The sequence below is a fragment of the Pseudomonas sp. NPDC087615 genome (assembly GCF_044743445.1).
Lineage (GTDB): Bacteria > Pseudomonadota > Gammaproteobacteria > Pseudomonadales > Pseudomonadaceae > Aquipseudomonas > Aquipseudomonas baetica_A.
The window spans coordinates 1-23,312 of the sequence record NZ_JBIUWM010000073.1; the positions used below are offsets into that span (position 1 = coordinate 1).

Consider the following 23,312-nt stretch of genomic DNA (forward strand, 5'->3'; position numbering starts at 1 on the left):
AAGCGTACTACCCCGGACAAAATCGAGATCAAGAAATATGATCCGGTTGTTCGCAAGCACGTGATGTACAAGGAAGGCAAAATCAAGTAATTGATTTTTCCCGACTTACAAAAAAGGCCCGTATCTCACGATGCGGGCCTTTTTTGTTGCCTGGAAATGACCGATCAGCCGCAGATGATCTCGATGATTTCATTGCGTTCATTCACCAGTACGCGGATGCGATCTGGATCAGTGCGCAGGTTGTACATGCCGTCCGGTACCTCAAGGCGATATTTTTTTGCCCCGGCAGCGTTGCATGCGGCCAACAGGTTGTCAGGGGTGGCGGTATCACCGAGGAAGAAATTGGCGTTGCTGAGGTTGCAGTCGTTGGGCATGAAGCCTCCTTGCGTTCATTTGAGAGAAGGGCGCCTTGCGTCAATCCTGTCGGCACTGGCTGTGTCGTTATGGGCTTTGACGTTGAAAGTTGGCGCCTTCGCGAAGCTTCTCTCAAAGCTCCTGTCCAAGTCCTACCGGTCTCGTCACCTTCTGTGTCAGATCACGCCTTCTGTTCGAAGATCACATAGATCTTGCGGCAGGCTTCCAGCACTTCCCAAGTGCCACTGAAACCCGCCGGAATCACGAAACGGTCGCCCATACGCAGAGTCTTGGCATTGCCGTCGCTGTCACGCAGCACCGAAACGCCCTGCAAGATTTCGCAGTATTCATGCTCTGTGTAATTCACTGTCCACTGGCCTACCGCGCCTTCCCACACGCCAACGTTCATTTGTCCACAAGGGCTGTCGTATTGATTGAACACCGCTTGCTCGGGATCCCCTTTGAGCACTTTGGCTGGGTCCGGGCGATAGCGTTCGGCTTCGCTGGTTGTCAGGCTGATGTCGACGACGTTCTGGATGCTCATTGTTGTTTTCTCCCGTGATGACGGCGCGTTGGCTGGAATGGGCCAAAGTCTATGTTTATTAAATTGAACACCGCAAGGCCGTATAGCGCGCTTATGTCAAATATATTGAAACAAACCCGGCCGCTGGTTTAGGGTGGCGGGTGCCTTGGGCCGAAATGCAGGCTGGCCGGGCAGAATTCCTGAGGACGCTGGCGATGATCGTGCGGCGTTCGTATTGAACAAGAGGAGGACACTTAAATGACCACCCTGACTCGTGCCGACTGGGAACAACGCGCCCGCGACCTGAAGATCGAAGGCCGCGCCTACCTCAATGGCGAATACACCGACGCCGTCTCCGGCGAGACCTTCGAGTGCATCAGCCCGGTCGATGGCCGTCTGCTGGGCAAGATTGCCAGCTGTGACGCCGCCGATGCCCAGCGCGCCGTGGAAAACGCCCGCGCCACTTTCAATTCCGGCGTTTGGTCGCGCCTTGCGCCGACCAAGCGCAAAGCCACCATGATCCGCTTCGCCGGCCTGCTGAAACAGCACGCCGAAGAACTGGCCCTGCTCGAAACCCTCGATATGGGCAAGCCGATCAGTGATTCGCTGTACATCGACGTTCCGGGCGCGGCGCAAGCGCTGAGTTGGAGCGGTGAAGCGATCGACAAGATTTACGACGAAGTCGCGGCGACCCCGCACGATCAACTGGGTCTGGTAACCCGCGAGCCAGTGGGCGTGGTGGGCGCCATCGTGCCGTGGAACTTCCCGCTGATGATGGCCTGTTGGAAGCTCGGCCCGGCGCTGTCGACGGGTAACTCGGTGATCCTCAAACCGTCGGAAAAATCCCCGCTGACCGCCATCCGCATTGCGGCACTGGCTGTTGAGGCCGGTATCCCGAAAGGCGTGCTCAACGTGCTGCCGGGCTACGGCCACACCGTTGGCAAGGCGCTGGCTCTGCACAACGACGTCGATACGCTGGTGTTTACCGGGTCGACCAAGATCGCCAAGCAACTGATGATCTATTCCGGCGAATCGAACATGAAGCGTGTTTGGCTGGAGGCCGGTGGCAAGAGCCCGAATATCGTCTTCGCCGATGCCCCGGATCTGCAAGCCGCCGCCGAATCCGCCGCCAGCGCGATTGCCTTCAACCAGGGCGAAGTCTGCACCGCCGGTTCGCGTCTGTTGGTCGAGCGTTCGATCAAGGACAAATTCCTGCCGATGGTGATTGAGGCGCTCAAAGCCTGGAAGCCAGGCAACCCGCTGGATCCGTCGACGAACGTCGGCGCGCTGGTGGATACCCAGCAGATGAATACTGTACTGTCGTACATCGAGTCCGGCCATACCGACGGTGCCAAACTGGTCGCGGGTGGCAAGCGCATCCTCCAGGAAACCGGTGGGACCTACGTTGAGCCAACGATTTTCGACGGTGTGAGCAATGCAATGAAGATCGCTCAGGAAGAGATCTTCGGCCCGGTGCTGTCGGTCATCGCTTTCGATACCGCTGAAGAGGCGATCCAGATTGCCAACGACACGCCGTACGGCCTGGCTGCTGCGGTGTGGACGCAGGACATCTCCAAGGCGCACCTGACCGCCAAGGCGTTGCGTGCCGGTAGCGTGTGGGTCAATCAGTACGACGGCGGCGACATGACCGCACCGTTCGGTGGCTTCAAGCAGTCGGGCAACGGCCGCGACAAATCGCTGCACGCGTTCGACAAGTACACCGAGCTGAAGTCGACCTGGATCAAGCTGTAAACCCTTGAGGGAGCCCGGTTGTCCCGGGCTCTCTGACGAAGCGCGGATCCCTGTGGGAGCGGGCTTGCTCGCGAAAGCGGTGTATCAGTCAGCACATCTGCTGAATGTGAAACCGTCTTCGCGAGCAAGCTCGCTCCCACATTGGTTTTGTGGTGAAAACAAGAATATCCACAGGAGCGTGGAACATGCGTTGGGCGACGTATTTCGCCGTGTTGGCGTCTGTCTTGAGCGTCGGTCTGGCCTTGGGGGTCAGCATGCCGCTGGTGTCGTTGCGTCTGGAGGGTTGGGGTTATGGCGCCTTCGCCATCGGCGTGATGGCGGCGATGCCGGCGATTGGCGTGCTGTTGGGGGCGAAGATCTCCAGTCATCTGGCGGCGCGTTTCGGCACGGCCAATCTCATGCGTCTGTGCCTGTGGGCCGGGGCGCTGTCGATCGGTTTGCTGGCGCTGTTGCCGAGCTATCCGATCTGGCTGGTGTTGCGGCTGATGATCGGCGTGATCCTGACCATCGTTTTCATCCTCGGCGAGAGCTGGATCAACCAACTGGTGGTCGAGCAATGGCGCGGGCGGCTGGTGGCGCTGTATGGCAGCAGCTATGCGCTGAGCCAATTGTCTGGCCCCTTGCTGCTGGGAGCGCTCGGCACCGATAACGATTACGGCTTCTGGGTCGGTGTGGTGTTACTGACAATTTCGCCCTTGCTGTTGCTGGGCCGCAGTGGTGCGCCGAGCAGTGAAGCAAGCAGCGTGACGTTCAGTGACCTGTGGCGCTTCGCCCGCGAGCTGCCGGCGATTGCCTGGGCGGTGTCGTTGTTTGCGGCGTTCGAGGCGATGATCCTGACGCTGCTGCCTGTTTATTGCCTGCGCCAAGGCTTCACCGCAGAAATCGCCCTGGCGATGGTCAGTACCGTGGTGGTCGGCGATGCGTTACTGCAATTGCCGATTGGTGCGTTGGCTGATCGTTTATCCCGCAGAACGCTGTTTACCGGGTGCGCCGTCGTGTTGCTGCTGTCGAGTCTGGCGATTCCGTTGCTGATCGATACGCTGTTGATCTGGCCGTTGTGGGTGCTGTTCGGCGCCAGCGCTGGTGGACTGTTCACGCTGTCGCTGATCCTCATCGGTGAGCGTTATCGCGACGATGCGCTGGTGCGTGCCAATGCGCACATCGCGCAACTGTGGGGCGTTGGCTGCCTGGTCGGGCCATTGGCGGCGGGGGCGGGCAGTCAGTGGATCAGCGGCCATGCGCTGCCGTTGTTGATGGCGGCAGGGGCGTTTGGCCTGGTGATTCTGGTGTCGCGCCAAGGCGCGTTTGGCGCGGTGGCCGAGCCTGCCTGAATGCTTGCGGGGGAATACCTCTGGCCGTGGCTACAGCATTCGCTCAAGGCCGACGGTGGTGCTGAACCACGCATTGAACCGTCGCCACCAACTCCCCGGTTCTTTGGTCAGGGTGTGCATCTGGCCGTTGTCCTCGGTCACCCAGACAATCTGTCCGTTCTCAAGCGTTGCCTCGTAACTCAATGCCGGTGCCATGCCTTGCAGGGCCAAATCGCGCACATGCTCGGCCAGTTCAGGGCTGTCCACCAACACCCCGACTTCGGTGTTCCACAGTACTGAGCGCGGGTCGAAGTTGAATGAGCCGATGAACGACTTCTGTCGGTCGAAGATCATCGCCTTGCTGTGCAGGCTGGAGTCCGAGCCGCGAAACGATTTGCTGTAAAAAATATGCGGGCCGCTGCCGCCACCATCACCGGGCTGGCGACGCAACTCGAACAGTTTCACGCCATGCTCCAGCAGCGCTTTGCGATAGGGGGCATAGCCGCCGTGTACGGCCGGCACATCGGTGGCTTCCAGCGAATTGGTCAGCAGTTGCACCGAAACGCCCGCGTCGGCACGTCCGGTCAGGTACACCAGCCCTGGCTGGCCGGGTACGAAGTACGCCGAAACCATGATCAGTTCTTTGCTGACGCCCTTCAGCTCCGGCGCCAGTTGCGTGGTCAGCAGCAATTGCGGATCAGGCTCAGCTTTGGCCAGCACCTTGCTCGGTGCATCCCACAGCGCCTGGTTCCAGGCCCAGATCAGCTCCTTGCGCCAGATGTCCATGCGTGGTTCGGTCTTGAACTTCATCAACTGCTGATACAGCACGTGATTCTGCTTGCGGGTGTCCTCCAGCGATTCTTCCAGGCGTGTGCGGGTGTTCTGCAGGTCCTTGGCTGAGGGTTTGCTGGTTAGAAATGCTTCGATCGGTTTGCTCAGCGCGCTGTTCCAGTACTGATCGAAGCTGTGCCCGAGTTGCTCGGCCACAGGTCCCATGCTGAGCATGTCGATGTCGGTGAAATTCAGGTTTGGCTCGGCATCGAAATACTCGTCGCCCAGATTACGCCCACCCACGATGGCCGCGCTGTTGTCCGCCAGCCACAGCTTGTTGTGCATTCGCCGGTGTTGCAGCGACAGATTGAACAGGCGCCCGGCCGCCCGGGTCACGCCAGTGCTGCGCCCCAGATTCAGCGGGTTGAACAGGCGGATCTGGATCTGCGGATGCGCCGCCAGCGTGGCGATGATCTGGTCCAGGCCGTCGCTGGTGGTGTCGTCGAGCAGGATTCGTACGCGCACGCCACGGTCGGCAGCCTTGAGCAGTTCCTCAACCAGCATCCGCGTACTGATGCCGTCGTGGACGATGTAGTACTGCAAGTCGAGACTGGTTTGCGCGTGGCGGATCAGTTCGGCGCGGGCGGTGAACGCTTCGGTGCTGTTGGACAGCAGGCGGAAGCCGGATCGTCCCTGATGGGGCGCCGCCTGCGCTTGAATTGAACGACCGAACGCAGATTCCTTCGCCGGCAGGGCCTGGCTTGGCGTCCGGGGAACATCGAGCGTGGTGCACCCGCTCAGCAGCAGGGCGACCAGCAGTGCAAGCGCAAGGGCGTGTCTGGAACTCAAGTCAGATCTTTCCGAATGTTGGCGGGGCCTGGAGTATGGCACGGCGGGCGTGACGTGTTATTCGGCGGAGCCGGCGCGCCAACTAGAGCGGCTTGTAGTCTATGACTGTCGGCAGGAGGGAAGTTCTTCAACAGATTGAGGAATTTTCCGGCTCACATCAGCTACGTCTTGTAGCGATTTTTCCGGTGTCGATTGTTACTTCGCCTTACATCACTCCTATACAGCAATCGGAATAATGACGGCGCTGATTCTGATGCAGGATCTTTCCTGTTTTTACTCAGAAAAAGCGCAGATGAATGTCATCTTTCGATTCTTATGGAGTGAGAATTTTCATGCGTAATACCTTTCGTGCAATGGCTGTTGCAAGCGCGCTCTGTCCAGCACTGGTCATGGCTGACTCAACAGATCTGACCATTACCGGGACGATCATCCCGACCTCCTGCACCCCTGCTTTTTCCGGCGGCAACTTGGTAGACCTGGGCAACATCCCTGCCGCATCGCTGAACCGCGATCGTCAGACCGAACTGACCAACCGCAATATCACCTTGAGCGTCAGTTGCTCGGCGTCCGCGCCGATGGCCATCAAGGTGCATGACAACCAGGCCCATACTCAACGGCCGGGCATCGTTGTCGATGGCACCGATTGGAAGATGTACATCTTCGGCATCGGTGAGGTGGACGGCAACAAGATCGGCGGCTATGGCTTGCGATTCGGCAAACCCTCCGTCGATGGCGAGTTGTCGAGTGTGATGTACAAGCAAGGTACAAGCGCCAATTGGAGCGAACCGGAGACGGCCACGCTCCTGGGTAAAAACTATGAGGGCAACCTGCGTTATTCCTGGGGGCGCAGTACGGCCGCAGGCCCTCTGCCCGGAATGGTGCATACCTTCCCCATGACGCTGGTGCCCGTCATAGGCCCGACGTCGAGTCTGCCGATTACCTCTGACATTTCACTCAACGGTTCGGCGACGTTCGAACTGCTCTACCTCTGAGGGCAAGGCACTGCCGCGAACCGCGGTCGGGCAGTGCCGCATAAGTCACAGAACCCCTCGATGGGCTTCGGTGGCGTCCAGGCTTGTCATTTCCAATCAACACAATCGGCTGGCTCGTTGTCCGGCGCTGATGGCGTCTGCGCGCTTGCCTGTGGAGCCTTACATGAACGCCTTTGTGCGCAACACCATCGCCAGCATGTTGCTGGTTTCTTTGTGGGTGCCCGATCCAGTTCGGGCGGCGGGGATGGTTCCCGAAACGCCCGTCGTCGTGCTCGATGAAGGCGTCGGTGAAGCAGGGATCAATGTGCTCAACAGCGAGTCACATCCGGCGCTGCTGCACACCTCCATCGAAGACGTGCCGCAAGACACCGAATCACTGTTATTACTGACGCCGCCGGTGGCGCGCGTCGAACCCGGGACCACGCAGCGTGTGCGGTTCATCCTGCGCAGCGCCGAACCGCTGCAAACCGAGCGCCTCAAGCGTGTGGTGTTCGAGGGCATCGCGCCGCAAGACTCGACCGGCAAAGCCCAGGTAAGCCTGAGCGTGCGGCAGAACATTCCCGTCATCCTGCGTCCGGCCAAATTACCGGTCGACCGCGAACCCTGGAAACATCTGGTCTGGACGCGCCAGGGCAGCGTGGTCCAGGTGCGTAATCCCAGTCCGTATGTCGTGCGTCTTGGCCACGCGGTGAATTTGCTGCCGGGAGAGCAGGTGATCGATCTGGGGCGCACGTACGTGTTGCCCGGTGAGCAACTGACGTTGAGCGGTACCGTCGACCCGGGCCGTCAGCCGACACAAGTCCGATTGTTCCCGGTGACCACTTACGGATTTGCCATCGAGCACGTTGACGCGCCGTTGGTGCTGGACTGATGCACGGGAGGCGCTGGGCTGGCGTTTTGCTGGTCATCACTTGCGTGTGTCCGCTGATGCACCGTCATGCCGTTTCAAGTGACACCCGGGCAGCGCCGGCCGCGGTGCAGTTCAATCAGGATGTGCTCAGGTCTCGCGGGCTGGATCCGCATCTGGCCGAGTATTTCAGCCAGGCACCGCGTTTTCGCGAGGGTGCGCAAACCGTAACGCTGGCGGTCAATGGTGTGCCCAAGGGGCGGTTGCGGGTGACGTTCGATGCAGCAGGCGATCTGTGTTTCGCGCCGCTTTTGCTGGCGCGTGGCGGCATCAGGGCGGATCACGTCGAGTCGGAGCCCGGTTCGGGATGCGAACTGTTTGCCCGACGGTTTCCGCAAGCCGTGGTGCAAGCCGATCCTTCTCGGGAACACATCGATCTGCTGATGCCGACCGATACGCTGCTGCCCGATCATCCGGCGCAACGGCGTTTCTTCAACGGCGGTACGGCGGGGCTGTTCAACTACGATGCCTTGCTGCTCGGCAGTCGGTTCGCCGGGCAATCCAGCCAGTACCGCAGCCTCAACAGTGAACTGGGTTTGAACACGGCTGACTGGTCCTTTCGCAGCCGTCAGGCTTACAGCGAATTCGCCGGGCAGGGCAGCCTCGAACACCTGTATGCCTACGCTTCACACACCTCGGAACGCTATCAGGCCAACCTTCAATTGGGGCAATTGAACATGGTCTCGCCGCTGTTTTCCGGTGAGGCATTCAACGGTTTTCAGGTGCAGCCCGAGATGGCACTGATGGAACTGGACGAGGACAGCGCCGGAGCCAGAGTCGAGGGCATTGCCTACTCCGCCGCGAGAATCGAGGTCAACCAGAACGGTGCGCTGATCTATACCACCCTAGTGCCCAGCGGCCCCTTCACCCTGGTGGGTTTGCCACTGCTCAGTCAGAGCGTGGATCTTGAGGTCACGGTGCACGAAGAGGACGGTCAGCAGCGGCGCTTTATTGTCCCGGCGACGCAACGGCGTAGTGCGCTGCCGGGCAGGGTGGCGGGCTATGGACTGGCCGCGGGAAAGGTGCGGCGCTACGCCGGCGACGCGCGTGATGCACCGTCGTTTGCTGCCGCCAGCAAGGACTGGCGCCTGAGCCCGCGCTGGCAGGCCACGGCCGGTGCGATGTTCGGCAACGGCTATCAATCGATGGGTTGGGCGATGCAGGGCGCCGTCGGTGAGCGCCTCGTACTGAGCGGTCGGCAGGTGATGTCGCGGGCCCAGGATCAAGCACTGTCCGGCACCCAGGTGCAGTGGGCGGCGAATGGTTTGTTAGGCGAAAGGCTGTCGGCCAGTCTGGCGCTGACTCAGCAGACCCGGGATTTCCGCACGCTGTCCGACACCGCGTGGAATCCGCGCGATGATCAGCCGTTCCAGCGCGTGCGCAATCAACTGAGTGCGAGCCTCAGTGCGGGCAGTCTGACTCTGGGCGGTTTCTCTGGCAGCTACTCGCGGTTTTCAATGTTCGACGGCACGGCGACCTCACGGGTCGCCGTTGCCTGGTCGCAGATGATTCGTCGGGCCAATGTCTCTTTCACCTTGGAGCGGGATATCGCCGGGGTCGCGGACGATGCCCGAGGTACGGCGGCTTATCTGAGCGTGAGTGTGCCGCTGGGATCGCAGCGGACGTTGCGCGGTTACGTGCGCAATGACTCGGTCGGCGGCACGCGCAGCGGCCTGCGATTCAACGAACAAGTCAGCGATACCCTGGCCTACAGCGTCGGCGCCGAGCGGCCGGATAATGGTCAAACGGGTTTCAACGGGCGGGTCAATCTGTTGCCCCGATACAGTCAGCTGGATGCGGGTTACTCGCGCAGCGGTAGCGGTGACGAGAGCTATGACGTCGGCCTGCGCGGCGGTGCGCTGGTGCATGACGCCGGCGTGACGCTGTCGCCTTATCCGCTGCGCGAGACCTTCGCATTGCTCAAGGCGGGCGACAGCGCCGGGGTGCGCCTGATCACCCCGCGGGGCCCGGTCTGGACCGACCGTTCCGGCCATGCCGTGGCAGCCAGCCTGCCGGCCTACAGCAAGGGGCGTGTGGAGATCGACACCGCCAGCCTGGGACACAACGTCGATGTGCATAACGCCTATCAGGAGGTCGAGGCTGGACGTGGCGCGGTGCCGCGCCTGGCGTTCGACATGGTCACGGCTCGGCGGGTGCTGTTAGAGGTGCGCACGGTGGATAACGTGTGGGTCGACAAGGGGCTCGGCGTGTTCGACGCACAGGAGCAATACATCACCAGCGTGCTGGGTGCCGGACAGATTTTTCTGTCCGACGTACAGCCTGACCTCGAACTGTATCTGCGCCTTCCGGACGGTCAACGCTGTCGACTGGAGTTCGCCATGAGCGAGGCGCGTGACCCTTATGCGCTGTACGAAACCGCGCAGGCCCTCTGCCGGACTGTCTGAAAAAGGAAAGCACCATGCACGGCATCAAAAACCGAGTAGCAGGGGTTGTATGGCTGTGCCTGTTGACGCACATGGGATGGGCGCAGGCCCGGTCCGATTGCAGCGTCAGACTGGGCCCGGCCGTCGTCGATTTTGGCCGCACGACACGCGGGCAACTGCTGGCGCAGTCACCGCCGGGTGATCCATTGAGTTTCGGATTGCGTCGTGCTCAGGCCAACGTCCAGTGCGAACAACCAGGCCCGTTGCGCTTGACGCTGGTCGCGCCAGCGGCTAATGCCGGGCAATACCGCTTTGGTGCGGGCACGCTCAGCGTGCGGGTGCTGACCGTGTGGGTGGACGGTAAAGCGGTCGACTGGATCAGTGACGGGCAGGCCCCCGCGGCGGATGCGCGCACTCTGCAACCTGGCGCCAGCCTGATACCGGCGGTCGCGGGAATGGGTGTTGAAGGCCGAAGCCTGGAAGTCGAACTGGAACTGGAAGCGCACGTCACCTCGGCAGCCACACGGGTCAGCGACCTGACCCGATTTGAAACCCGGCTGAGTTTTCGTCAGTAAGGTCATGCTGTTAGGTTAAAAAATGAGGGGAAGTGAAGCGTCAGGTGTGGTGAGGGGGCTTGCTCCCGCTTTTACAGAGAACGAGGAGGACTGCTGCGCAGCCCAGTGGGCGCAAGGTCCCTCGCCACAGCCTATGTGTCAGTTGCCTTCCTCGGCGAGCAGCCTGGTGGCCGCCGCGCCGACCTTGCGCACCGCCTCTTCGATCTGCGGTGTCGGTTTGGCAGCGTAGTTCATTCGCAGGCAATTGCGGTACTTGCCCGAGGCGGAAAAAATGCTGCCGACCGCAATCTGCACGTTCTGATCATGCAAGGCACGATTGAGTTTCAGCGTGTCAAAACCCTCCGGCAATTCGACCCAGAGAATGAAGCTGCCTTGCGGGCGACTGGCGCGAGTACCCGCCGGAAAGTAGCGCGTGACCCAGTCAATCATTACGTCGCGACTGCGCTGGTATTGTGTGCGCATCCTGCGTAAATGCGGTTCGAAGTGGCCTGCTTTGAGAAATTCGGCAATGGCAATCTGTGGTTGCGGCGCGGTGGAGCCAGTGCTGATGTATTTCATGTGCAGCACCCGTTCCAGATAACGACCGGGTGCTACCCAGCCAATACGCAGCCCGGGTGCCAGTGTCTTGGAAAATGAACTGCACAACAGCACGCGGCCGTCTTCGTCGAAGGATTTGATGGTGCGCGGACGTGGGTAGGTGTAGGCCAGTTCGCCATATACATCGTCCTCGATGATCGCCACGTCAAAGCGTTGCGCCAGCGTCAACAACGCACGTTTGCGCGACTCCGGCATGATGTAGCCCAGTGGGTTGTTGCAGTTTGGGGTGATCTGGATGGCTTTGATCGGCCATTGCTCCAGCGCCAGTTCCAGGGCTTGGAGGCTGATGCCGGTGAGCGGGTCGGTGGGGATTTCCAGGGCTTTCATGCCCAGGCCTTTGAGGGTCTGCATGGCGCCGTGAAAGCTCGGCGAATCCACCGCGACGATGTCACCGGGTTCACAGATCGCGCGGATGCTGGTGGACAGCGCTTCGTGACAACCGGTCGTGATGACGAGGTCGCTGGCGTTCAACTGGCAACCCGAGTCGAGCATCAGCCGAGCGATCTGCTCGCGCAGTTCGAGGGTGCCGTGGATGTTGTCGTAATACAGACCGGGCATGCCCTGGCGGCGGCTGATCTGCGCCAGTCCGCGCAGCAGCGGTTTCATGGTCGGCGAGGTGATATCGGGCATCCCGCGTCCGAGTTGCACCACATCCTTGCGCGGCACCGCGCGAATCAATTCCAACACCTGATCCCACTGCGAGATCTCCACCGGGCGCTGCGCCGGACGCCCGACGGCGGGCAGCTCCGGCAACTCGCGACCGACCGGCACGAAATACCCGGACTTGGGCTTCGGTGTGGCCAGGCCGCTGTCCTCGAGCACGCGATAAGCCTGCTGCACCGTGCTGAGACTGACGCCATGTTCTACGCTCAAGGCGCGCACCGACGGCAGGCGATCACCCGGACGGTAGAAGCCTTGTTCGATGCGCGTGCCGAGCAGTTCGGCGAGGTTCACATAAAGCGTCATGGCACTGCCTCGATGCAGATGATTCGATAAACCAGTACAGATGCGGCGTAAATCGACAATTCAGTGGCAGAAACAGCAAATCTGTATGGAGTTAATGCAGATTGTTTGGATCTGTAATGCTTTTGCCGGCCCGCGCATCATGGAATCTCTGGCGACCCAAGTAAACAGGAGCGACAAAAATGAACGGCTTGAGCGATGTGCGGCTGACGTTACACAGTCAGGAACTGGTGGCAGGGCAGGAGGACAGTACGTGGAATGCGGCCATGCGCAACGCGCCATCCGGCCTGAGTCGCTGGGGTCTGATCTGGCATCGTCTGCACACGCGCAAGGTGTTGCTCGGCCTGACGCCGGAGCAACTCAAGGATGTGGGGCTGACCCGCGAGCAGGCGCAGGAGGAAGGGTTGAAGCCGTTCTGGCGGATCTGAAATCTGTATTGTTTTTGCGGGCCTCTTCGCGAGCAATCCCGCTCCCACAGGGAAATGCATTCCTGGTGTGGGGAGGGGCTTGCTCGCGAAGGCTTATTCAAGGCCTCAACAAAAATATCAGACCAACTCTTTGAGCCGATGCCACAACATCCCCAGCGCCAGCAGCGGCGAACGCAGATGCTTGCCGCCCGGGAAAGTGATGTGCGGCACCTTGGCAAACAGATCAAACCCGCCGCTGTGTTGCCCGCAGATCGCCTCAGCCAGCAGTTTGCCCGCCAGGTGCGTGGCGTTCACACCGTGGCCGGAGTAGGCCTGGGCGTAGTACACATTCGGCTGATCGTTGAGCCGGCCAATCTGCGGCAGACGGTTGGCGCCGATGCCGATCATCCCGCCCCACTGATAATCGATCTTCACCCCGGCCAGTTGTGCAAACACTTGGAGCATCTTCGGCTGCATGTAGGCGGCGATGTCCTTCGGATCGCGCCCCGAGTAATGGCAGGCGCCGCCGAACAGTAGGCGACGATCGGCCGAGAGGCGGTAGTAATCCAGTGCTACCCGCTGATCGCAGACCGCCATGTTCTGCGGCAGCAAGCTGTGCGCCAGCTCCTCAGTCAAAGGCTCGGTAGCGATGATGTAGCTGCCGGCGGGCAAAACTTTGCCGCTCAGTTGTGGGTTGAGATTGTTGAGGTAGGCGTTGCAACCGAGCACCAGCGTTTTCGCGCGTACCGAACCCTGCGCTGTGTGCACCTTCATTTCAGAGCCGTAGTCGATGCGGGTCACCGCCGAATGCTCGAACAGTTGCACCCCCAGTTGCTGCGCCGCTGCCGCTTCACCCAACGCCAGATTCAATGGGTGAAGATGCCCGGAACCCATGTCGATCAGCCCGCCAACGTAGCGTTTGGAACCGACCACGGTGTGCATTTCATTGGCTTGCAGCAAACGGGTTTCGTAGCGATAGCCCAGACCGCGCAGTTCTTCGGCGTCTTGGGCAAAGCCTTCGAGGTCGGCGGGTTTGTTGGCGAGGTCGCAGTAGCCCCAGGTCAGGTCGCACTGGATCTGGAAACGCTCGACGCGCTGGCGGACGATGTCCACCGCTTCCAGGCCCATGAGCTTCATCTGCCGCACGCCGTCGGTGCCGATGACATTGGCAAATTGATCGAGACCGTGGCCGACCCCGCGAATCAACTGCCCGCCGTTACGACCACTGGCGCCCCAGCCAATCCTGTGCGCCTCCAGCAACACCACGCTGAGACCGCGTTCGGCCAGCTCCAGTGCCGTGTTCAGCCCGGAAAACCCGCCGCCCACCACGCACACGTCTGCAATCACTTCGCCTTGCAGTCTTGGGTGATCGGGCTGCGGCAGGCTGCTGGCGGCATAGTAGGAGGCAACGTGGGGTTGGCTCGCGAGGTTTCGGGCGCGGGCATTCATGGGCATCATCCAACGGCTAAGTGTCGAGAAAATTTGACGGAGCATAAGCCGCACGCCCGAAGACGGGCAACACTGGTCGCCCGTTGCTGTCTGGATCACGGCTTTTGCGGCACAATTGCCGCCTATTCTCCGTAGGTCACTGTTTCGATGAGCTGCAACAGCCAGAAAATCCGCACCCTGCGTCAGCAGATCCCCACGTTCGAGTGCGTGCCGGGCTGCCATGACTGCTGCGGGCCAGTGACCACTTCACCCGAAGAGATGGCCCGCCTGCCGCGCAAGACCCGTGCCGAGCAGGATGCGGCGATGGAAGAACTGAACTGTGTGCACCTGGGGCCGAATGGCTGCACGGTATATGGCGAGCGGCCGCTGATTTGCCGGTTGTTTGGTACCACCAAAACCTTGCCATGCCCGAATGGTCGGGGCCCGGTCGAGTTGATTCATCCGCGCGCTGAAAAGCAAATCTTCGAGTACATGGCGGCGAATCGGCAGGTGTTGGTTTAGCTGGTTCACTCCTGACCGAGTTGCGGCTTTCGCGAGCAGGCTCGCTCCCACATTTGGAATGCATTCCTCTGTGGGAGCGAGCCTGCTCGCGAATGGTGCGCCATCAATCTTCAGTCTGGAATAGGTAAGCTCAGGCTCTCCTTCACTTCTTCCATCACGATATAGCTCTTCGACTCCCGCACATGCGGCAGCTTGAGCAGGATGTCGCCGAGCAACTTGCGATACGAGGCCATCTCGGAAATTCGCGCTTTCACCAGATAATCGAAATCCCCTGATACCAAATGACATTCCAGCACATGGGGCAATTTCAGCACCGCACGTCGGAACTCTTCGAAAGTATCGCCGGATTTGTAGTCGAGGCTGATCTCGACAAATACCAACAGACTACCCTTCAAGTGCTGAGGATTGAGCCGAGCGTTGTAGCTCATGATGATCCCTTCGCGCTCCAGACGTCGAACCCGTTCGGTGCACGGCGTGGTGGAGAGGCCGACTTTTTCCCCGAGTTCGGTAAAGGAAATCCGCCCGTCCGCCTGCAGGATCCGCAAGATGTTGCGGTCGATCTTGTCCAGCTCACGTTTGGTCTGAGTGTTGGTACGCATAGGGGATGCGCCTCCGTGAAAAGGGTTTTTGCCGAGAATTGTCGCCAAATATAGGCGCTTATATAGTGAAAAGCACTGGCATTTATTTTTTACACTGCGCTCATCATTGCTCTAACAACACGTCGGCGGTCAGCCGCGATGAGGGATACAAAAATGCGCGTCATGGTCTTGGGTAGCGGCGTCATCGGTACCGCCAGTGCTTATTATCTGGCCCGTGCCGGGTTTGAAGTGGTGGTGGTCGACCGGCAGCCCGCCGCGGCCATGGAGACCAGTTTCGCCAACGCCGGCCAGGTTTCGCCGGGTTATGCCTCGCCGTGGGCCGCGCCGGGTGTGCCGCTCAAGGCCATCAAATGGCTGCTGCAACGCCACGCACCGCTGGCGATCAAGGCCACCGCCGACATCGACCAATACCTGTGGATGGCGCAAATGCTGCGCAACTGCACCGCCAGCCGATACGCGGTGAACAAAGAGCGCATGGTGCGTCTGTCCGAGTACAGCCGCGATTGCCTCGACGAATTACGCGTTGAAACCGGCATCGCTTACGAAGGCCGAAGCCTCGGCACCACCCAATTGTTCCGCACCCAGGCACAACTCGACGGCGCCGCCAAAGACATCGCCGTGCTGAAAGAGTCCGGTGTGCCGTTCGAAGTTCTGGATCGCGCCGGCATCGCCCGGGTCGAGCCAGCGCTGGCTGGCGTTACCGACATCCTCGCCGGCGCGCTGCGCCTGCCGAACGACCAGACCGGCGACTGCCAGATGTTCACCACCCGTCTCGCCGAAATGGCTGTGAAGCTGGGTGTTGAATTCCGTTTCGGCCAAGACATCCAAAAGCTCGACTACGCCGGTGATCGCATCAACGGCGTGTGGATCGACGGCAAGCTGGAAACCGCTGACCGCTACGTCCTGGCCCTCGGCAGCTACTCGCCGCAGTTGCTCAAGCCGTTGGGCATCAAGGCGCCTGTTTACCCGCTCAAGGGTTACTCGCTGACCGTGCCGATCACGAACCCGGCGATGGCCCCGACCTCGACCATTCTCGACGAGACCTACAAGGTCGCGATCACCCGTTTCGACAACCGCATCCGCGTCGGCGGCATGGCCGAGATTGCCGGTTTTGATCTGTCGCTGAACCCGCGTCGACGCGAAACCCTGGAGATGATCGTCAACGACCTTTATCCTCAGGGCGGCAATCTGGCCGAGGCGAGTTTCTGGACCGGCCTGCGTCCGACCACGCCGGACGGCACACCGATTGTGGGCGCCACACCGTTCAAGAACCTGTTCCTCAACACCGGTCACGGCACGCTCGGTTGGACCATGGCGTGCGGTTCCGGTCGTTTGTTGGCCGACCTGATGGCGAAGAAAAAGCCGCAGATCAGTGCCGAAGGCCTCGATATTTCCCGTTATGGCAGCAAAAACCAGGAGTCGACCCAGCATGTCAATCCATCGCCAGCTCACCAATGAGCGCATGAGTCAGATCGTCAGCCACAACGGCACCGTGTTTTTGGCCGGGCAGGTCGGCGACGACTTCGATGCCGGGATTGAACAGCAGACCCGCGATGTCCTTGCCAACATCGAGCGGTTGCTGGATCTGGCCGGGACTGACAAACAGCATCTGCTGTCGGCGACGATCTACCTGAACGACATTGAGGCGCACTTTGCCGCAATGAACTCAGTGTGGGATCAGTGGCTGCCCAAAGGCGCCGCGCCGGCACGTGCCACTGTCGAGGCGAAGATGGCCAAGCCGAGCATCCTGGTCGAGATATCCATCGTCGCCGCGCTGCCGTAACCGTTTCAAAGATCCCTCTGCCGGTGCTGTCGGCGGTTCACCCCGTCAGCCAGCGCCGGTTTTTATTCCCATGACCGCCTAGAAGTCTGCCGCCATGCGTCCTGCCCGTGCCCTGATCGACCTTCAAGCCCTGCGTCACAATTACCAAATTGCCCGCGAAGTCACCGGCGCCAAGGCGCTCGCGGTGATCAAGGCCGATGCCTACGGCCACGGCGCGGTACGCTGCGCCCAAGCGCTGGAAGCTGAGGCTGACGGTTTTGCCGTCGCGTGCATCGAAGAGGCTTTGGAACTGCGCGCCGCCGGTATTCGTGCCCCGGTGTTGTTGCTTGAAGGGATTTTCGAGGCCGATGAGCTGGCGCTGATCGTTGAGCACGATTTCTGGTGTGTGGTGCATTCGCTGTGGCAGCTCGAAGCGATCGAGCAGGCCGCGCTGAGCAAACCGATCACTGTGTGGTTGAAGCTCGATTCCGGCATGCACCGTGTCGGTCTGCATCCCAAGGATTACCAGGCGGCCTATCAACGACTGCTCGCCAGCGGCAAAGTGGCGAAGATCGTGCTGATGAGTCACTTCGCCCGTGCCGATGAACTTCACGGGCAGAGCAGCACCGATCAAGTCGCGGTCTTCGAAGCCGCGCGCCTGGGCCTCGCCGCCGAAGTCAGCCTGCGCAACTCGCCCGCCGTGCTCGGTTGGCCGCAGATCCACAGCGACTGGGTACGCCCGGGCATCATGCTTTACGGCGCCACACCGTTCGAAGACGCCAACGCCGTGGCCGAGCGCCTGCAACCGGTGATGACTCTCGAATCAAAAGTTATCTGCGTACGCGAATTGCCGGCCGGCGAACCCATTGGCTACGGCGCCAAATTCATCACGGATAAACCGATGCGCATCGGCGTGGTCGCCATGGGTTACGCCGATGGCTACCCGCGTCAGGCACCGACCGGCACGCCTGTGCTGGTGGCCGGCAAACGCAGCCGCCTACTCGGACGGGTATCGATGGACATGCTGTGCATCGACCTGACGGATGTGCCGGAAGCCGAGCTGGGTTCGACTGTCGAGCTGTGGGGCAAAAACATTCTCGCCAGCGAAGTGGCGAAGTGGGCCGACACCATTCCTTACCAGATCTTCTGCAACCTGCGTCGGGTGCCAAGGCTCTATTCCGAGGGTTGAGGCTGCTGGTGGGCCCAAGTGTTGTAAATACTGAACGCTGTCGCCATGATAACGCTCAATATTCTTACAACATCAGGAGGCTCCAGCCTTGGACGTCGGTGAACGACTGCAATCGATCCGCAAGCTCAAAGGGCTTTCCCAGCGTGAACTCGCCAAGCGCGCGGGCGTCACCAACAGCACCATTTCGATGATCGAAAAGAACAGCGTCAGCCCTTCGATCAGTTCGCTGAGGAAGGTTCTGGGCGGCATTCCCATGTCCATGGTCGAGTTCTTCTCCGAAGAAATCCTGCAGGAACAACCGACTCAGATCGTCTACAAGGCCAACGAGCTGATCGACATTTCCGACGGCGCCGTGACCATGAAACTGGTCGGCCGAGCACACCCGAGCCGGGCCATCGCATTCCTCAACGAAATCTACCCACCAGGCGCCGACACCGGCGAAGAGATGCTCACTCACGAGGGTGAGGAAACCGGGATTCTGGTGGAAGGTCGTCTGGAACTGGTGGTGGGCCTCGAAACTTTTATTCTCGAAGCCGGCGACAGCTACTATTTTGAAAGTACCAAGCCGCATCGTTTCCGCAATCCGTTCGACTTGCCCGCGCGACTAATCAGCGCAGCCACGCCGGCGAATTTTTAAACAAAGAGGCGCCAGGCCACTATGGCGAAGGCACCCGAACCGTTTTAGCGATGTGCAACAAGACCCCTTTAACTTTGGGGTTGTTTCAGTGTGGCGGGCTACCCGCTATACTTGCGCCCGCCTGCGAACCGTGGCCGCAGGCGTGAATAGCCACCATTGAGGGTGAACGCGTGAACCTAATTATGAAAATGCTGGCTGCACCAGCAACCGTACTGGCCCTCTGGGCTGTCAGCGCTCAAGCTGCGACGAATGACGACATTGCCAAGCGCCTGGAGCCCGTAGGCCAGGTGTGTGTACAAGGTCAGGAATGCAAAGGGATGGAAGTGGCAGCGACCGCCGGCGGCGGTGGCGGGGCGAAAACCCCGGACGAAGTGATTGCCAAACATTGCAACGCTTGCCACGGCACAGGTCTGCTGGGCGCACCGAAAATCGGTGACACCGCCGCCTGGAAAGAACGCGCCGATCACCAGGGCGGTCTCGACGGCATCCTGGCCAAAGCCATCACTGGCATTAACTCGATGCCGCCGAAAGGCACCTGCGCCGACTGCACGGATGACGAGCTCAAGGGCGCTATCCAGAAGATGTCCGGCCTGAAGTAAGGCGCTCTTTTGATGGAAAAAACCGTCTTCGGACGGTTTTTTTGTGCCTGCGATTCAGACCCTGGGCTGTTCATTGCAGCAAAGTAGCGGCAAGCTCGGTCTACCTCTATTCACGCAAAGGGCGGGAGGCTTCAGATGGTGCAGTTGTGTTCGATCGAACAGGCAGTGGATGACGTGCTCGCACGGTTGCCGGCGCATATCCACATGGGCTTGCCGCTGGGGCTGGGCAAACCCAATCATTTCGTCAACGCGCTGTACCGGCGGCTCAAGGAACTTCCGGCGCGACAACTGACGATCTACACCGCCCTGTGTCTGGGTCGGCCGAGCCTTGGCGACGGGTTGCAGAAACGCTTCATCGAGCCCTTCGTAGAGCGCGTCTTCGGCGATTACCCGGAATTCGATTTCCTCGCTGACCTGCACCGCGACAGCCTGCCCGCCAACATCCGCATCGAACAGTTTTTCATGCAGCCCGGCAGCCTGCTCAATAGTCCCCCGGCCCAGCAGGACTATGTCAGCAGTAATTACAGCCACGCCGCCCGCGACATCAACGCCGCCGGCCTGAACCTGGTCGCGCAGTTGCTCGCCAGCAGCAGTGAGCATCCCGACCGCTTGAGCCTGAGTTGCAACCCGGACATCACCCTCGACCTGTTGCCGATGATCGCCAAGCGTCGCGCGGCGGGAGAGACGATTTTGCTGGTCGGCCAAGTGCATACCGATTTGCCGTACATGCCCGGCGATGCCGAGGTCGATATCGACACCTTCGACTTTTTGATCGACGAGAAGGACAGCACCACGCTGTTTTCCACGCCGAACATGCCGGTTGGCTTTCAGGATCATTTCATCGGCCTGCATGCTAGTACGCTGGTGCGTGACGGCGGCACGTTGCAGGTCGGCATTGGTTCTATGGGCGATGCACTGACGGCTGCGTTGCTGGCACGCCAGGCGGATAACGCCGGATATCGGGCATTGCTGGCCGACGTGAATGTCAGCCAGTGGGCGCAATTGATTGAACGCGAGGGCGGCACCGCACCGTTCGCCAAAGGCTTGTACGGATGCAGTGAAATGTTCGTCAACGGCCTGCTGGTCCTGGCGGACGCAGGGATCATCCGGCGCAAGGTCTACCCGGACGTGCACACGCAAGAGCAGGCCAACGCCGGCACCCTCGACGAGTCAGCGCAGCCTGACGGCATCTCGGTGCACGGCGGCTTCTTCCTCGGCCCGCGCAGTTTCTACGAGCGCTTGCGTGAGCTGCCCCAGAGCAAGCGCCTCGAATTCAACATGACCCGCATCAGCTATATCAACGAACTGTACGGGCAGGAAGAACTCAAGCGTCTGCAGCGCCTCGATGCGCGATTCATCAACACGGTGTTCACCATGACCTTGCTCGGCGCGGGTGTGGCCGATCAACTGGAAGACGGACGGGTGCTCAGCGGTGTCGGTGGGCAATACAACTTCGTCGCTCAGGGCCACGCGTTGCACGATGCACGCTCGATTCTGATCCTGCGCAGTTGGCGCGAGTCCGGTGGCGACGTGAGTTCGAACATTGTCTGGGAGTACGGCCACTGCACCATCCCGCGTCATCTGCGCGATATCGTGGTGACCGAGTACGGCATTGCCGATCTGCGCGGCAAGACCGACGCAGCGGTGATCGAGGCGTTGCTCAATATCAGCGATTCGCGCTTCCAGGCGGGGCTGATCGAACAGGCACAGACAGTCGGCAAACTGCCGAAGGATTTCCGTATTGATCCGCGATTTGCCGATAACACACCGCAACGCTTGCAGGCGATTGCCGCGCGACACCCGAACCTGTTTCCGGAGTATCCGTTGGGCTGTGATTTCACGATGATCGAGCGGGATCTGTTGCGGGCGCTGAACTGGTTGAAGAGCAAGTTCAAGCTGACTGAGATTCTGGAACTGGGCAAGGCTGCGCTGGATGCGCCAGACGCTTCAACATTCCCTGAACACCTGGAGCGGATGCAGCTCAAGAATCCGGAAGGGTTAAAGGATGACCTGTTCCAGCGCCTGCTGCTCACGGGCCTCAAAGCCACTGCGAACTAACGGCCTGCTGCAAAACCAACTGTGGGAGCGGGCTTGCTCGCGAAAGCGGTGAATCAGTCAACCAGGATCTCGACTGACACTAAGCATTCGCGAGCAAGCCCGCTCCCACAGGGGGGCGGTGTGGCTTTATTCGATGAAGGTTACGACGCCGTCCTTCAGCGATTTAACGCGAGCCAGCGATTCAACGCGGTAGCCCTGTGAATCCAGCTCGGCGCGGCCGCCCTGGAACGACTTCTCGATCACAATGCCCAGGCCGGCGACGGTGGCGCCAGCCTGCTTGATGATCGAAATCAGCGCCTGGGATGCCTTACCGTTGGCCAAAAAGTCGTCGATGATCAGCACGCGGTCGCTGCTGGTCAGGTGACGCGGGGAGATGGCCACGGTGCTTTCGGTCTTTTTGGTGAACGAATAAACGGTCGCCGACAGCAGGTTTTCGGTCAGGGTCAGGGACTGTTGCTTGCGGGCGAAGATCACCGGCACGCCGAGGTTCAGACCGGTCATGATCGCCGGGGCGATGCCCGACGCTTCGATGGTGACGATCTTGGTGATGCCGGAATCCTTGAACAGCGAGGCGAATTCGTCGCCGATCAGCTTCATCAGGGCCGGGTCGATCTGGTGGTTCAGGAAGGCGTCGACCTTCAGGACCTGGTCGGAAAGCACGATGCCTTGTTCGCGGATTTTCTGGTGCAATGCTTCCATGAAGCTGTCCTCATTTGGCGCTTTGTGCGCCGAAGGTCTAGTAAAAAAAGTGGTCAATTCTAGCGCTTTAGCATCGCGCGTATATCGGCCAATGCGTTGTTGCCGCGCACGGCTTTGACTTCGGTCGGTGTGTCGTCGTTGCCTTCCCACGCCAGATCGTCCGGTGGCAGCTCATCGAGGAAACGGCTGGGCGCGCAATCGATGATCTCGCCGTACTGCTTGCGCTTGGCGGCGAAGGTGAAGGCCAGGGTCTGACGGGCGCGGGTGATGCCTACGTAGGCCAGACGGCGTTCTTCTTCGATGGTGTCGGCTTCGATGCTGGAGCGGTGCGGGAGGATTTCCTCTTCCATGCCCATGATGAACACGTAGGGGAATTCCAGACCCTTGGACGCATGCAGGGTCATCATCTGCACGCCTTCGGCGCCGTCCTCTTCTTCCTGCTGGCGCTCAAGCATGTCGCGCAGGACCAGTTTGCCGATGGCGTCTTCGACAGTCATTTCGCCTTCTTCGTCCTTCTCAAGGGTGTTTTTCAACGCCTCGATCAGGAACCAGACGTTGCTCATCCGGTAATCGGCAGCCTTGTCACTGGAGCTGTTGGTGCGCAGCCAGTTCTCGTAGTCGATGTCCATGACCATGCTGCGCAGGGCTGAGATCGGATCTTCGCCGGCGCACTGCTCACGGACCTTGTCCATGAAGCGCTTGAAACGCGAGAGGCGATCGGTGAAGCGGCTGTCGAGATGCTCGCCCAGACCGATTTCGTCGGTGGCGGCGTACATCGAGATCTTGCGTTCGGTGGCGTAGTTGCCGAGTTTTTCCAGGGTGGTCGAGCCGATTTCGCGGCGCGGCACGTTGATCACCCGCAGGAAGGCGTTGTCGTCATCCGGGTTCACGATCAGCCGGAAGTAGGCCATCAGGTCTTTCACTTCCTGGCGGCCGAAGAAGCTGTTGCCGCCGCTCAAGCGGTAAGGCACCTGATGGTGCTGCAACTTCAGTTCGATCAGTTTGGCCTGATAGTTACCGCGATAGAGGATCGCGAAATCGCTGTACGGTCGGTCGGTGCGCAAGTGCAGGCTGAGGATTTCCATGGCCACGCGCTCGGCTTCGGCGTCCTCGTTGCGGCAGCGGATCACACGGATCTCGTCGCCGTGGCCCATCTCACTCCACAGCTGTTTTTCGAATTCGTGCGGGTTGTTCGAGATCAGCACGTTGGCGCAACGCAGAATGCGGCTGGTGGATCGGTTGTTCTGCTCCAGCATCACCACTTTCAGGGACGGATAGTCGTCCTTGAGCAGCATCAGGTTTTCCGGGCGCGCACCGCGCCAGGCGTAGATCGACTGGTCGTCGTCGCCCACCACGGTGAACTGGTTACGCTTGCCGATGAGCATTTTCCCCAGCAGGTACTGGCTGGCGTTGGTGTCCTGGTATTCGTCGACCA

Annotated in this window: 23 protein-coding genes; 15 read left to right on the top strand and 8 right to left on the bottom strand. The window is 60.4% G+C overall.

Annotation, left to right across the window (positions count from 1 at the left end):
• Nucleotides 1–90: 50S ribosomal protein L33 (gene rpmG, locus ACIOU6_RS25100; RefSeq protein ID WP_401139258.1), on the top strand; the 90-nt coding region annotated here is incomplete at its 5' end.
• A 74-nt stretch (nucleotides 91–164) separates the two neighbouring features.
• On the opposite strand, the gene ACIOU6_RS25105 is transcribed toward rpmG, so the two are convergent.
• Complete coding sequence (locus ACIOU6_RS25105; protein WP_221730887.1) at nucleotides 165–374, bottom strand: hypothetical protein; 210 nt, start codon at nucleotides 372–374, stop codon at nucleotides 165–167.
• Nucleotides 375–535: 161 nt separating this feature from the next.
• Nucleotides 536–898: a cupin domain-containing protein gene (locus ACIOU6_RS25110; RefSeq protein ID WP_221730886.1), complete on the bottom strand. Its 363-nt coding sequence runs from the start codon at nucleotides 896–898 to the stop codon at nucleotides 536–538.
• 237 nt (nucleotides 899–1,135) lie between these two features.
• On the opposite strand from ACIOU6_RS25110, the gene ACIOU6_RS25115 reads away from it, so the two are divergent.
• Both ACIOU6_RS25115 and ACIOU6_RS25120 read left to right on the top strand, forming a co-directional pair.
• Nucleotides 1,136–2,629 carry an aldehyde dehydrogenase gene (locus tag ACIOU6_RS25115; RefSeq protein WP_339433783.1) on the top strand — a complete coding sequence of 498 codons (1,494 nt, stop codon included), beginning with the start codon at nucleotides 1,136–1,138 and terminating at the stop codon, nucleotides 2,627–2,629.
• Nucleotides 2,630–2,814: 185 nt separating this feature from the next.
• Nucleotides 2,815–3,960, top strand: a complete 1,146-nt coding sequence (locus ACIOU6_RS25120; RefSeq protein WP_221730884.1) for an MFS transporter — start codon at nucleotides 2,815–2,817, stop codon at nucleotides 3,958–3,960.
• A 30-nt stretch (nucleotides 3,961–3,990) separates the two neighbouring features.
• Here the strand turns inward: ACIOU6_RS25120 and ACIOU6_RS25125 are convergent, their stop codons facing one another.
• Nucleotides 3,991–5,559 (bottom strand): phospholipase D family protein, encoded by a 1,569-nt coding sequence (locus ACIOU6_RS25125; protein ID WP_401139243.1) that lies wholly within the window; start codon nucleotides 5,557–5,559, stop codon nucleotides 3,991–3,993.
• Between the two features lie 389 nt (nucleotides 5,560–5,948).
• On the opposite strand from ACIOU6_RS25125, the gene ACIOU6_RS25130 reads away from it, so the two are divergent.
• From ACIOU6_RS25130 to ACIOU6_RS25145, 4 genes are all read left to right on the top strand, one after another.
• Nucleotides 5,949–6,551 (top strand): DUF1120 domain-containing protein, encoded by a 603-nt coding sequence (locus tag ACIOU6_RS25130; RefSeq protein WP_401139245.1) that lies wholly within the window; start codon nucleotides 5,949–5,951, stop codon nucleotides 6,549–6,551.
• A gap of 163 nt (nucleotides 6,552–6,714) precedes the next feature.
• Nucleotides 6,715–7,422, top strand: coding sequence for a fimbria/pilus chaperone family protein (locus ACIOU6_RS25135; protein WP_221730881.1), 708 nt, complete (start codon nucleotides 6,715–6,717; stop codon nucleotides 7,420–7,422).
• Nucleotides 7,422–9,863 (top strand): fimbria/pilus outer membrane usher protein, encoded by a 2,442-nt coding sequence (locus ACIOU6_RS25140; RefSeq protein WP_221730880.1) that lies wholly within the window; start codon nucleotides 7,422–7,424, stop codon nucleotides 9,861–9,863. Before ACIOU6_RS25135 ends, ACIOU6_RS25140 begins: the two co-directional genes overlap by 1 nt.
• Nucleotides 9,864–9,877: 14 nt before the next feature.
• Entirely contained in the window at nucleotides 9,878–10,417 is a 540-nt protein-coding gene (locus tag ACIOU6_RS25145; RefSeq protein WP_401139247.1) for a hypothetical protein, read from the top strand.
• 138 nt (nucleotides 10,418–10,555) lie between these two features.
• Here ACIOU6_RS25145 and ACIOU6_RS25150 read toward each other — a convergent pair whose 3' ends face one another.
• Nucleotides 10,556–11,980 (bottom strand): PLP-dependent aminotransferase family protein, encoded by a 1,425-nt coding sequence (locus ACIOU6_RS25150; protein ID WP_221730878.1) that lies wholly within the window; start codon nucleotides 11,978–11,980, stop codon nucleotides 10,556–10,558.
• A 179-nt stretch (nucleotides 11,981–12,159) separates the two neighbouring features.
• Here ACIOU6_RS25150 and ACIOU6_RS25155 point away from each other — a divergent pair, with 179 nt between their 5' ends.
• Complete coding sequence (locus tag ACIOU6_RS25155; RefSeq protein WP_221730877.1) at nucleotides 12,160–12,405, top strand: DUF1127 domain-containing protein; 246 nt, start codon at nucleotides 12,160–12,162, stop codon at nucleotides 12,403–12,405.
• Nucleotides 12,406–12,522: 117 nt separating this feature from the next.
• On the opposite strand, the gene ACIOU6_RS25160 is transcribed toward ACIOU6_RS25155, so the two are convergent.
• Entirely contained in the window at nucleotides 12,523–13,833 is a 1,311-nt protein-coding gene (locus ACIOU6_RS25160; protein WP_401139249.1) for an NAD(P)/FAD-dependent oxidoreductase, read from the bottom strand.
• Nucleotides 13,834–13,980: 147 nt separating this feature from the next.
• On the opposite strand from ACIOU6_RS25160, the gene ACIOU6_RS25165 reads away from it, so the two are divergent.
• A complete protein-coding gene (locus ACIOU6_RS25165) occupies nucleotides 13,981–14,334 on the top strand; it encodes a YkgJ family cysteine cluster protein (RefSeq protein ID WP_221730875.1) in 354 nt (117 codons plus the stop codon).
• A 110-nt stretch (nucleotides 14,335–14,444) separates the two neighbouring features.
• On the opposite strand, the gene ACIOU6_RS25170 is transcribed toward ACIOU6_RS25165, so the two are convergent.
• The gene (locus tag ACIOU6_RS25170) at nucleotides 14,445–14,933 is read right to left on the bottom strand and encodes an Lrp/AsnC ligand binding domain-containing protein (protein WP_123403812.1); all 489 of its coding nucleotides are present in this window, start codon (nucleotides 14,931–14,933) and stop codon (nucleotides 14,445–14,447) included.
• Between the two features lie 153 nt (nucleotides 14,934–15,086).
• Here ACIOU6_RS25170 and dadA point away from each other — a divergent pair, with 153 nt between their 5' ends.
• From dadA to ACIOU6_RS25200, 6 genes are all read left to right on the top strand, one after another.
• Nucleotides 15,087–16,391, top strand: coding sequence for a D-amino acid dehydrogenase (gene dadA / locus ACIOU6_RS25175; protein WP_221730873.1), 1,305 nt, complete (start codon nucleotides 15,087–15,089; stop codon nucleotides 16,389–16,391).
• Nucleotides 16,363–16,716: a RidA family protein gene (locus ACIOU6_RS25180; protein WP_221730872.1), complete on the top strand. Its 354-nt coding sequence runs from the start codon at nucleotides 16,363–16,365 to the stop codon at nucleotides 16,714–16,716. The genes dadA and ACIOU6_RS25180 overlap by 29 nt, the downstream gene beginning before the upstream one ends.
• Nucleotides 16,717–16,810: 94 nt before the next feature.
• Nucleotides 16,811–17,884 carry an alanine racemase gene (alr, locus tag ACIOU6_RS25185; protein WP_401139252.1) on the top strand — a complete coding sequence of 358 codons (1,074 nt, stop codon included), beginning with the start codon at nucleotides 16,811–16,813 and terminating at the stop codon, nucleotides 17,882–17,884.
• 88 nt (nucleotides 17,885–17,972) lie between these two features.
• Nucleotides 17,973–18,521, top strand: coding sequence for a cupin domain-containing protein (locus ACIOU6_RS25190; RefSeq protein ID WP_221730870.1), 549 nt, complete (start codon nucleotides 17,973–17,975; stop codon nucleotides 18,519–18,521).
• A gap of 182 nt (nucleotides 18,522–18,703) precedes the next feature.
• Nucleotides 18,704–19,120, top strand: coding sequence for a cytochrome c5 family protein (locus ACIOU6_RS25195; RefSeq protein ID WP_221730929.1), 417 nt, complete (start codon nucleotides 18,704–18,706; stop codon nucleotides 19,118–19,120).
• A 135-nt stretch (nucleotides 19,121–19,255) separates the two neighbouring features.
• The gene (locus ACIOU6_RS25200) at nucleotides 19,256–21,178 is read left to right on the top strand and encodes an acetyl-CoA hydrolase/transferase C-terminal domain-containing protein (RefSeq protein WP_401139255.1); all 1,923 of its coding nucleotides are present in this window, start codon (nucleotides 19,256–19,258) and stop codon (nucleotides 21,176–21,178) included.
• 126 nt (nucleotides 21,179–21,304) lie between these two features.
• Here the strand turns inward: ACIOU6_RS25200 and ACIOU6_RS25205 are convergent, their stop codons facing one another.
• Both ACIOU6_RS25205 and ACIOU6_RS25210 read right to left on the bottom strand, forming a co-directional pair.
• Nucleotides 21,305–21,877, bottom strand: coding sequence for a xanthine phosphoribosyltransferase (locus tag ACIOU6_RS25205; RefSeq protein ID WP_007920398.1), 573 nt, complete (start codon nucleotides 21,875–21,877; stop codon nucleotides 21,305–21,307).
• Between the two features lie 59 nt (nucleotides 21,878–21,936).
• Nucleotides 21,937–23,312, bottom strand: a 1,376-nt coding sequence (locus ACIOU6_RS25210) for a 3'-5' exonuclease (RefSeq protein ID WP_401139257.1), incomplete at its 5' end; no start/stop codon positions are given.